The organism is Streptomyces sp. NPDC058086 (assembly GCF_042885015.1).
Taxonomy (GTDB): Bacteria; Actinomycetota; Actinomycetes; order Streptomycetales; family Streptomycetaceae; genus Streptomyces.
The window spans coordinates 1-9,268 of the sequence record NZ_JBHVST010000196.1 but is presented as its reverse complement, the minus strand read 5'-3'; the positions used below and the strand labels follow the sequence as shown (position 1 = coordinate 9,268).

At 71.5% G+C, this 9,268-nt stretch carries 6 protein-coding genes; 3 read left to right on the top strand and 3 right to left on the bottom strand.

All coding sequences use genetic code 11. From position 1 onward, the window contains the following. Positions 1 to 152: 152 nt before the first annotated feature. The 3 genes from ACFVWD_RS55995 to ACFVWD_RS55985 all read right to left on the bottom strand — a co-directional run bounded on the left by ACFVWD_RS55995 (position 153) and on the right by ACFVWD_RS55985 (position 4,116). Positions 153 to 2,465, bottom strand: a complete 2,313-nt coding sequence (locus ACFVWD_RS55995; RefSeq protein ID WP_389606716.1) for a glycoside hydrolase family 95-like protein — start codon at positions 2,463 to 2,465, stop codon at positions 153 to 155. 151 nt (positions 2,466 to 2,616) lie between these two features. Next, entirely contained in the window at positions 2,617 to 3,099 is a 483-nt protein-coding gene (locus ACFVWD_RS55990) for a DUF456 domain-containing protein (RefSeq protein ID WP_389606715.1), read from the bottom strand. A 36-nt stretch (positions 3,100 to 3,135) separates the two neighbouring features. Further along, the gene (locus ACFVWD_RS55985; protein WP_389606714.1) at positions 3,136 to 4,116 is read right to left on the bottom strand and encodes a helix-turn-helix domain-containing protein; all 981 of its coding nucleotides are present in this window, start codon (positions 4,114 to 4,116) and stop codon (positions 3,136 to 3,138) included. 458 nt (positions 4,117 to 4,574) lie between these two features. On the opposite strand from ACFVWD_RS55985, the gene ACFVWD_RS55980 reads away from it, so the two are divergent. The 3 genes from ACFVWD_RS55980 to ACFVWD_RS55970 all read left to right on the top strand — a co-directional run bounded on the left by ACFVWD_RS55980 (position 4,575) and on the right by ACFVWD_RS55970 (position 9,204). Continuing rightward, on the top strand, positions 4,575 to 6,425 hold the full coding sequence (locus ACFVWD_RS55980; RefSeq protein ID WP_389606712.1) for a protein phosphatase 2C domain-containing protein: 1,851 nt from the start codon (positions 4,575 to 4,577) through the stop codon (positions 6,423 to 6,425). Between the two features lie 83 nt (positions 6,426 to 6,508). After that, on the top strand, positions 6,509 to 8,251 hold the full coding sequence (locus tag ACFVWD_RS55975; protein ID WP_389606711.1) for a pyruvate dehydrogenase: 1,743 nt from the start codon (positions 6,509 to 6,511) through the stop codon (positions 8,249 to 8,251). 500 nt (positions 8,252 to 8,751) lie between these two features. Next, positions 8,752 to 9,204 (top strand): ATP-binding protein, encoded by a 453-nt coding sequence (locus ACFVWD_RS55970; RefSeq protein WP_389606710.1) that lies wholly within the window; start codon positions 8,752 to 8,754, stop codon positions 9,202 to 9,204. Positions 9,205 to 9,268: the final 64 nt, after the last annotated feature.

Below are 9,268 nucleotides of genomic sequence, written 5' to 3'. Positions count from 1 at the left end.
CTTCGCTCGAACAGGGAGGGACCCCCTTCGCCGCACCGGGCACAGACCCAAGTACGTCCAGTACGAGGGCCTGTGCCCGGCACGCCGAGAGCACGTACCTGACGCCGCAGGGCCCGCCCTCCGGGCGGACGACGGGAATGTGACGACAGGACCTAGACGGGCAGCCCCCACCGGGGAGCGTCCGCGTTCGGGCGTACCGGCGTGACGGTCAGGTCGGGGCGGTCACCCCTTGCCGTGATCAGCGCCGACTCGCCGCGGCGCAGGGCGACTTGGATCGTCTCGTCGCCGACCGCCTCGTACCGCAGCGGCCGTCCCCGCCCGTCCCGTACGTCGATCGCGCCCGCGATGTCGTGCCGTACGACGCAGGGCGCGCCCGCCTCGCTGACCAGCCGGACCCAGCGGGTCACGCCGCCCTTCCGTACCGCGCTGAGCAGAAAGGCGCCCTGGGTGCGGAAGTCATGGACCGTCAGGTCCGCCCAGGCGGCGGGCAGGGCGGGGAAGACCCGGACGACGCCGCCCCAGGACTGGCAGACCATGTCGTGCAGGGACTGGGCGGCCGACAGCGGCGTCTCGATGACCGGGCCCGACTCCTTGTACATGGTGTTGGGCTGGATGAAGCGGGTCATGAGCTGACCGAGGTACTTGAGAGCGTCCTCGCCCTTGCCGAGCAGCGCGGACATCGAGGCGGCGCCCGTGAAGGTGTAACCCTGAAGGGCACCCTCGAAGCCCACCCAGTGCGCCAACGACTTCTCGATCAGCGCCAGTTCGTCGGGAGTGCGGCCGGTCAGCTCGTACAGCGGGTACACCGCGAGCAGATGCGAGTAGTGCCGGTGCGACTTCGCGAAGGGGATGTCCGCGCCGATCATGAAGCCGTTGGCGTCCGTCGGGTACGGCACCCGCTTGGCCAGCACCTCGCGCCAGCGCGGCGCCAACGCGTCGTCGATGCCGAGAAGTTCGGCCGACTCCAGCAGGGTGCGGCAGCCCCAGGTCAGCAACATCAGGTCGTAGTTGCAGTCGCGCGAGTTGCCGCCGTACTCGGGGGAGAAGGTGGCGGGCAGGTGCAACTTCCCGTCCGCGCCCGGCTCCAGGAAGTGCAGGTAGTAGTTGATCGCCTTGCGCAGCAGGGGGAAGAGGACGTCCCGCAGGATCGACTCGTCCATGGTGTGGCGGTAGCTGAGCCAGACGTTGTGCAGGGCCCAGGTGAGGTTGCCGACCTCGGGAGTGGGCGGGTCCTGGCCTGGGATGCCGACGCCGTAGCCGGTGAGGGTGCCCGCCGCGCCGTTGACGAGCTGCGGGTCCGTGGTGCGCGGGATGCCGAGCGAGTCGGCGCGGTACCGGTCCGCCACCTCCTTCGACAGATTGCCCCGGAACTCGCTCAACGCCCTGGTCACGGCGTCGAGTTCGAGGTGGTTCGAGCCGTGGATCAGCCAGTACTCCAGCTGGACGTTGAGGTTCCACCAGGTGTTGGGCCAGGGCGTGGACTCCAGCCAGGGGCCGCTGGTCGCCATCACGGGCGCGTCCCGCCGGGCCGCCGACGCCGCCTTGTAGAGCTGGATCCAGTAGAAACGCTGGATGCGCGCGTCGGGGAGGGAGAGGAAGCTCTTGCGGTAGTAGGCGTGCCACCAGGCACGATGGGTTCCCGCCAGCACGTCGTACGGCAGCGCCGACGCCCCGCGCACGGTGGCGAGCGCCCGGCCCAGCGCCGTGGACCTGGGATACGAGTGCGCGACATGTACGTACAGGCATCGTGTTCCGCCCCGCGTCCGCTCCCGCCACGCGGTCACGTGCTGTCCACCCGACAGCAGGGGCTGTACGGCGGTGGAGACGCCGTCGTGTGTGGCGACCTCGGCGGGCGGGTTGCCCCGGTAGCCGTCCGGGAGGGGCTTGAAGTCGGCGCGCGGGCTGATCGCGTCCGCCGGGTGGAAGACCCAGCGGAAGTCGCGCTCGCCCTCGCTGGGGGTCACCTCGACGGCGAGGACCGAGCGGGAGTTGTGCACCAGGGCGCGGAGCGTGAGCGTGCCCTTGTCCGTGGTGAGCGTGCCGGTCAGCTCGGCGTCGCGCAGCCCGAGCCGCCAGTCCAGCCCCGTGATTGCGCCCACCGGCTCCAGCGTGAACCAGCCGATGGGCAGGCGGGCGAGGCCGAAGAGGGAGCCGAACTCGGGGCGGTGGTCCTGCACCTGCGAGTGCTGGACGTTGAAGCGCACGGCCGAGAACGAACCGGCCTCCGCGCCCGGTTCGGCGTAGATCCCGGAGCCGAGGAAGCCGTTGCCGAGGTAGGGGCCCTCGTACCAGGTCTTCGGCATTCGCTGCCAGACCAGATCGGCGTCTTCGAGGACGGTGCGCCAGGGGTCGGAGGTGTCCGCGTGACCGGCCGCCCGGGCCTGGGCGGGCATGCCTCCGGCGAGCAGGGTGCCGCCGAGGGCGGATCCGGTGGCGAGGACGGTACGTCTGGACGGGCTGGGCATGCGGGTGCCTCCAGGCGGCTCGAGCGACTGCGCTTCAGGCGGTTCATCGATTCATCGGAGCTATCCCGCGATGCAACGTAGAGAAGTGGCTGCAGCCCGTCAATATGAAGGGAGAGATCCGATGTGTTGGTTCCCGTTCCGGTGAGGTCGCTCAGCCCCAGATCACCACGGTCAGCCACGCGGCCGCGACCAGCAGGCAGGCGAAGAGCTCCGTCAGGACGCGCCAGCCGCCCGACCGCATGACCGTCCCCACCGCGGCCTTCGCCGGGCTGTGCCCGCCCAGCCTCGGCCGCTCGTAGAGATAGATCCCGCTGAGGAAGCCCGCGACCGCGCCGACCACCGGCAGCAGAACGAAACCGAGCAGTGCCCCGAACCCGGCGTACACGCCCATGCGGGGAGTGGCGCCGGCCTCCCGGAGCCGTCGGGGCGGCAACCCCCAGCGGATCGCCTGGGCCAGCACCAGGATCACGGTCGCGCCCACCAGTACGCCCCAGGTGAGGCCCCGTGGGTCGGCCAGGGCCCACCACAGGACCGCGGCCCAGACCAGCCACGACCCCGGCACGCCGGGCACCAGTACTCCGCACAGGCCGAGCGCGATCACCACGCCGACCAGCAGGAGTTCCCACGCTCCCATCTGCCCAGGGTGACTGAGCGGGCGCGAAGGCGCAGGTCAGTCGCGGGCCACCCAGCCCTTCTCGTAGGCGTGCCAGCCCAGCTGGAGCCGGGTCGTGACGCCCGCCAGCTCCATCAGCCGCTTCACCCGGCGCTGTACGGTCCTGAGGCCCAGGTCGAGCTGTTTGGCGACGCTCGCGTCGGTCAGCCCGGCCAGCAGCAGGGAGAGGATCTCCAGGTCGGTGACGTCGGGGCCGTCCGGCTCCTGCTCCATGACGCCCCGGCTGCCGAGCCGCAGCGGCAGCGCGTCCCGCCACACCGACTCGAACAGGCCCGACAGCAGCTCCAGCAGCCCGCTGGCGTGCACGACGAGGGCGGCGGGCTCCGCGGTGTGCGAGGTGAGCGGCACCATCGCGAGCGTCCGGTCGGCGATCACCAGCTTGGTCGGCACCTTGTCCACGACCCGTACCAGCTCGTCGCGGCTGAGCGCGGCGGACAGCTCGATGAGGCCGGTGGGCTGGTCGAGGACGGCGCGTTCGAGCACTACGCGGTAGCCGACGCCCCGTCCCGCGGCCTGTTCCTCCGCGTCGTTGTCCATCCCGGAGACCACCATCGGATTCCCGGTGACCAGCGCGCACACCTCCGTGGCCGCGCCGAGCTGGAGCTGGAGGAACCGCTGGGTGACCGCCGCCGCTCCGATCACCACCTCGACCAGGTCGTGCACGGCGGGTTCGGTGGCCTGGGCGCGGTACTCCTCGGCGAGCAGGGCGGCCGCCAGTTCCGCCTTCTCCAGCTCGTGCCGCTGCTGGGTGAGCAGTGCGCCGAGGGCGACGCCGGGCGGCGCCGCGACCCAGCGTCCCGGGCGGCCCGAGGACTGGGCCGCGAGACCGTGCCGCTCCAGTCGGCGCAGGGCGCGTTCGGTGTCGTGCTCGCCGAGCGTGAGCCGCCGCGCGAGGTCGGGCACGTCGGCGGCGCCCACGGACACCAGTGCCCGGTACGCCGACTCGTGCGTCTCGTCCAGACCTATCGCTCCCAGCATGCGGCGATGCCCTCCCCAAATCCCGTTCCGGCCGTGACCTGGCGGAAATCGGCCACGGCGCAAACCCGCCTCGGCACATCATCGCCGTGGCACCCGTAACTCTGCCAAGCTCACGGCACCGCGGCAGCAACAGCCGCCCGTAATGCCCGGCTTGGGCCGGACCGGCCCGCGCGGACGCGGGCGGAGTGATCTTGGGAGTGGCACCTTGGGGAGCGCGAAGCGCGCGTCACAGGGGAACCTCAGGGAAGCAGGTCACACTCAGGGCGCCGCCGGGCGGTTCTCCCGTGGGGGGTGGAATCGTCCGGCGGCTTCAACGCGACGTCCGACGTTTCTTCAACCCTCTGCACCCGTACGGCCATTCGATACATCACCCGACGCGTCGTTCGACTATCAGTCCTATGGCCGGTTTTTCCGGATGCCCCGTTTTCATGCGGCTCTCGCGGTGGACAATTAGGGGCATGAGCCAGCAGGGGGAGAGGCCTACCGGTCACGAGGACGACTGGTGGGGGCAGCTGTACGACGACTCCACCGGGGACACGGGGCCCACGCCCGCGGCCGATTCCCTCGACGACCGCTTCGCGTCGGCCGCGGGGACGGTGGGTTCGGGGTCCGCGCCTCGGGCCGCGCCGCCCGAGCGGGACGGGTTTCCCGTCGTCCCGGAGCAACGGGGCGGCGGCGCCACCCCGCGCGGCGAGGAACTGGGCCGCCGCCTCGCCCCCCGCTGGGACCGCGAGCCCCGGTCCGACCCACCCGACCGTTTCCTCGACCCGACCCGGCCCGCCGAGAACCTGCCCCCGTCGACGAGCGCGGACGCCGGCTCCTCGCGCAGTGGCGGGGACCTTGGCGTCTCGGGAGGCAGGGAGGACTCCGAGCCCTCTCGCGGTGGCGGGGACCCGGGCCTTTCGTGGGGCGGCGGGTACCCCAGTCCCTCGAGGAGCGGGGAGGATCCCGGCCCCTCGGCGGCCGACGCGGAGCCCGGTCCTTGGTGGAGCAGCGAGGCCACAGGCTTCTCTCGGAGTGGTGTGGATCCCGGCTCCTCGGCGGGTGGCGAAGAGCCCTCGGCCCCCTGGCAACCCCCGCCCGCCGAACCGCCGACCCCCGCGGCCTTCCCGCCGGGACCGACGCCGCCCGGGTTCCACGCCGAGTCGCTCCGTGACCGTACGTCCAAGGAATCGCCCGGCGCGGCGGTGCCGCCGCGCCCCACCGCGCCGCCGGATCCCGCCCCGCCCGGCACAGCCGCCCCCGTGGACGCCCTCGCCGCCCCGCCGCCCCCCGAGCCGGTCCTCACCGTCCCCCACCAGCCACCCCCCGTCGGCCATGTCGGCTCGGGCCCGCCCACCTACGACGCCGAGCCCACCGCCCTCCCGCCCGCCGACCCGGACGACCTCGACGACCTGATCGCCGACACCGTCCTGGACGGGGCGCGCTACGGGGCGAGCACGCTGCGCGCGGCCTCCGTGCGCGGCGACTCCGCGCGCTTCAGGGGCGAGCCCCGCCGGGACTCCCTGCTCACCGCCCGTTTCGGAGCGGGCGAGCACGCACTGGTCCTGGTGGCGATGGCGACCGGCGCCCGGGCGACCCCCGGCGCGCACCGGGCGGCGGCCGAGGCGTGCCGGTGGATCGGGCGCGCCGTGGGCCGCAGCCACGCGCGGCTGGCCGAGGACATAAGGGCGGCCCGTCGCGGCGACCTGAAGTCGGGCCTGCACCGGCTCACCGACCGCAGCCTCGGCAAGCTGCGCGCGAGCGCCGCCGAACAGGGCATCGAACCCGAGGAGTACACCGCCGGCCTGCGCTGTCTGCTGCTCACCGGGGACCCCGGGTGCCGTACACGCGTCTTCTTCGGAGTCGGCGCCGGCGGTCTGTTCCGGCTGCGGGACGGCGAGTGGCAGGACATCGAGCCGCGGGTCGCCGAGACCACCGGCGAGGCCGTGGTCGGCTTCGGATCGCTGCCGCACGAGACCCCCGAGGGCGACCGGCTCACCATGGACCTGGGCATCACCACGCCCCCGAGCCCGTACGAACCGTCCCCCAAGCTCTCGGCTGCGCTCGAGCAGGGAGGTACCCTCACCGAACCGCCCCGCGAACCCTTCCGTTTCCGCGCCTCCGTCGCCCGACCGGGTGACACGCTGCTGCTGTGCACCGGCGGCCTCGCGGAGCCCCTGCGCGGCGAACCGCAGTTCTGCGAGCACCTGACGGCGCGGTGGTCGGGGGGCGAGCCACCCGGCCTCGCCGCGTTTCTCGCCGACACCCAGGTACGGGTCAAGGGATACGCCGACGACCGGACCGTCGCGGCCGTTTGGGAGGCGTAACGGCGCACCGTGTGAATTCATGGACCCAAAGGATGAGCCAAGGGACCCGTGGGATCCATGGATCACAAAGAGGTGCGTGCAGCATGGCCAAGCAGAACGTCGCCGAGCAGTTCGTCGACATCCTCGTCCGTGCGGGCGTCAAGCGCTTGTACGGCGTCGTCGGCGACAGTCTCAACCCGGTGGTGGACGCGATCCGGCGCAACGCGGCGATCGACTGGATCCACGTCCGGCACGAGGAGACGGCTGCCTTCGCCGCGGGCGCCGAGGCCCAGATCACCGGCAAACTCGCCGCCTGCGCCGGCTCCTGCGGCCCCGGCAACCTCCACCTCATCAACGGTCTGTACGACGCCCACCGCTCCATGGCCCCGGTCCTCGCCCTCGCCTCGCACATCCCCTCCAGCGAGATCGGCCTCGGCTACTTCCAGGAGACCCACCCGGACCAGCTCTTTCGCGAGTGCAGTCACTACAACGAGATGATCTCCAACCCGAAGCAGATGCCGAGGCTGCTGCAGACCGCCATCCAGCACGCGGTGGGCCAGTCGGGCGTCAGCGTCGTCTCCCTCCCCGGCGACATCGCCTCCGAGCCCGCCCCGGACAAGACCCTCGAGACCGCCCTCGTCACCTCCCGGCCCACCGTCCGCCCCGGCGACACCGAGATCGACAAGCTCGTCGCGATGATCGACGAGGCCGACAAGGTCACGCTCTTCTGCGGCAGCGGCACGGCGGGCGCGCACGCCGAGGTCATGGAGTTCGCGGAGAAGGTCAAGTCCCCGGTCGGACACGCGCTGCGGGGCAAGGAGTGGATCCAGTACGACAACCCGTACGACGTGGGTATGAGCGGTCTGCTCGGCTACGGCGCCGCCTACGAGGCCACCCACGAGTGCGACCTGCTGATCCTGCTCGGCACCGACTTCCCGTACAACGCCTTCCTCCCGGACGACGTCAAGATCGCCCAGGTCGACGTCCGGCCCGAGCGCCTGGGCCGCCGCTCCAAGCTGGACCTGGCGGTGTGGGGCGATGTGTTGGAGACCCTGCGCTGTCTGACGCCCCGGGTGAAGCCCAAGGGGAACCGCCGCTTCCTCGACAAGATGCTGAAGAAGCACGCGGACGCGCTCGAGGGTGTCGTCAAGGCGTACACGCGCAAGGTCGAGAAGCACGTTCCGATCCACCCCGAGTACGTGGCCTCCGTCCTCGACGAACTCGCCGACGAGGACGCGGTGTTCACGGTCGACACCGGGATGTGCAATGTGTGGGCGGCCCGCTACATCTCGCCCAACGGCCGCCGCCGGGTCATCGGTTCGTTCTCGCACGGCTCGATGGCGAACGCGCTGCCGATGGCGATCGGGGCCCAGTTCACCGACCGGGGCCGGCAGGTCGTCTCGATGTCCGGAGACGGCGGGTTCTCCATGCTGATGGGTGACTTCCTCACCCTCGTCCAGTACGACCTGCCGGTGAAGGTCGTCCTCTTCAACAACTCCGCCCTGAGCATGGTCGAGTTGGAGATGCTGGTCGCCGGGCTGCCGTCGTACGGGACCACGAACAAGAACCCCGACTTCGGGGCCGTCGCGCGTGCGTGCGGGGCGTACGGCGTGCGCGTCGAGAAGCCCAAGGACCTCACCGGTGCCTTGAAGGCCGCCTTCAAGCACAAGGGCCCGGCTCTCGTCGACATCGTCACGGACCCCAACGCCCTGTCCATCCCGCCGAAGATCAGCGCGGAGATGGTGACCGGGTTCGCCCTGTCGGCGTCGAAGATGGTCCTGGACGGTGGCGTCGGCCGAATGGTGCAGATGGCGCGCTCCAACCTGCGCAACGTGCCGCGTCCCTGACCGACTCCCTGTCGAGTACGGCCATAGCCGCAGCCGAGAGTCGGTAGACGGACCGAGCGCTCGCGGTCAACACGTCGCACGGGAGGGGGAGGCGCCGGGTGGCGCGGGCCCGCCGGGTGCGCCGTCGCCGCGCGCGGGGGCGCACCGGCTCACCTCCCCCTCGCGGACCCGGCCAGGGCGGATGCGTCGTCCGTACCGTGCGCCTCGAGCAGGCGTCGAGCAGGCGTAGGGCGGGGCAGGCGGGGCTTTTCACGGGACGGGTCGCCGTCGCGCGAGCCGGCCCCGGAGAGTCCTGGCGTACGGGCTGTGGCGCCCCACAGGCCACCGTTCCGGCGCGGCACCGTGCTTCCGCTCGGGAATGGCTGGTGGTTGACCATTCGACATGACTGCCGCGTCGCCGATGGGGCATGGATTCCCGTGAACATGTTCGATCAGGAGGGGAACCCGACATCGGCATGCAGGCGGGGGTCATGAAGAGGCAGGTACGAGGGGGTGGTCCCGTGGCCATCGGGGCCTCCTCGGCACAGGCAGTGGAGGAAGAAGCGACCGACGGCGCGAGGGACCCGGCAGCCGCGCAGCTCAGGCGCCGGCTGGCCAGGGCCGATCTACGAGCGGTGCCAGAGGCCCGCAAAGCACTGAGGGAACTCTTACGGCACTGGGGGAAGCCGGAGAAGTCCGAGATAGCCGAGTTGCTGACCAGCGAACTCGTCACCAACGCCCTCATCCACACCGACCACGACGCGGTCCTGACGGCCACCGTCGGACCCGGGGGACTCCGCGTGGAGGTACGGGACTTCGTGGGACGCAGGCCCAGGCTGCGGGTACCGATCGCCGACGACGGTACGCACGGCAGAGGCCTCGTCCTCGTCCAGTCCCTCGCGGACGCCTGGGGGGTACGCCCTCACGGCGTGGGCAAGTCGGTCTGGTTCGAACTGGACGGCGGCGCGGTGTAGTCACCGCGCCGCCCTAGTTCCAGTCCCGGGTCCGGCCCGTCAACAGGCGGACCACCCCCGAGTC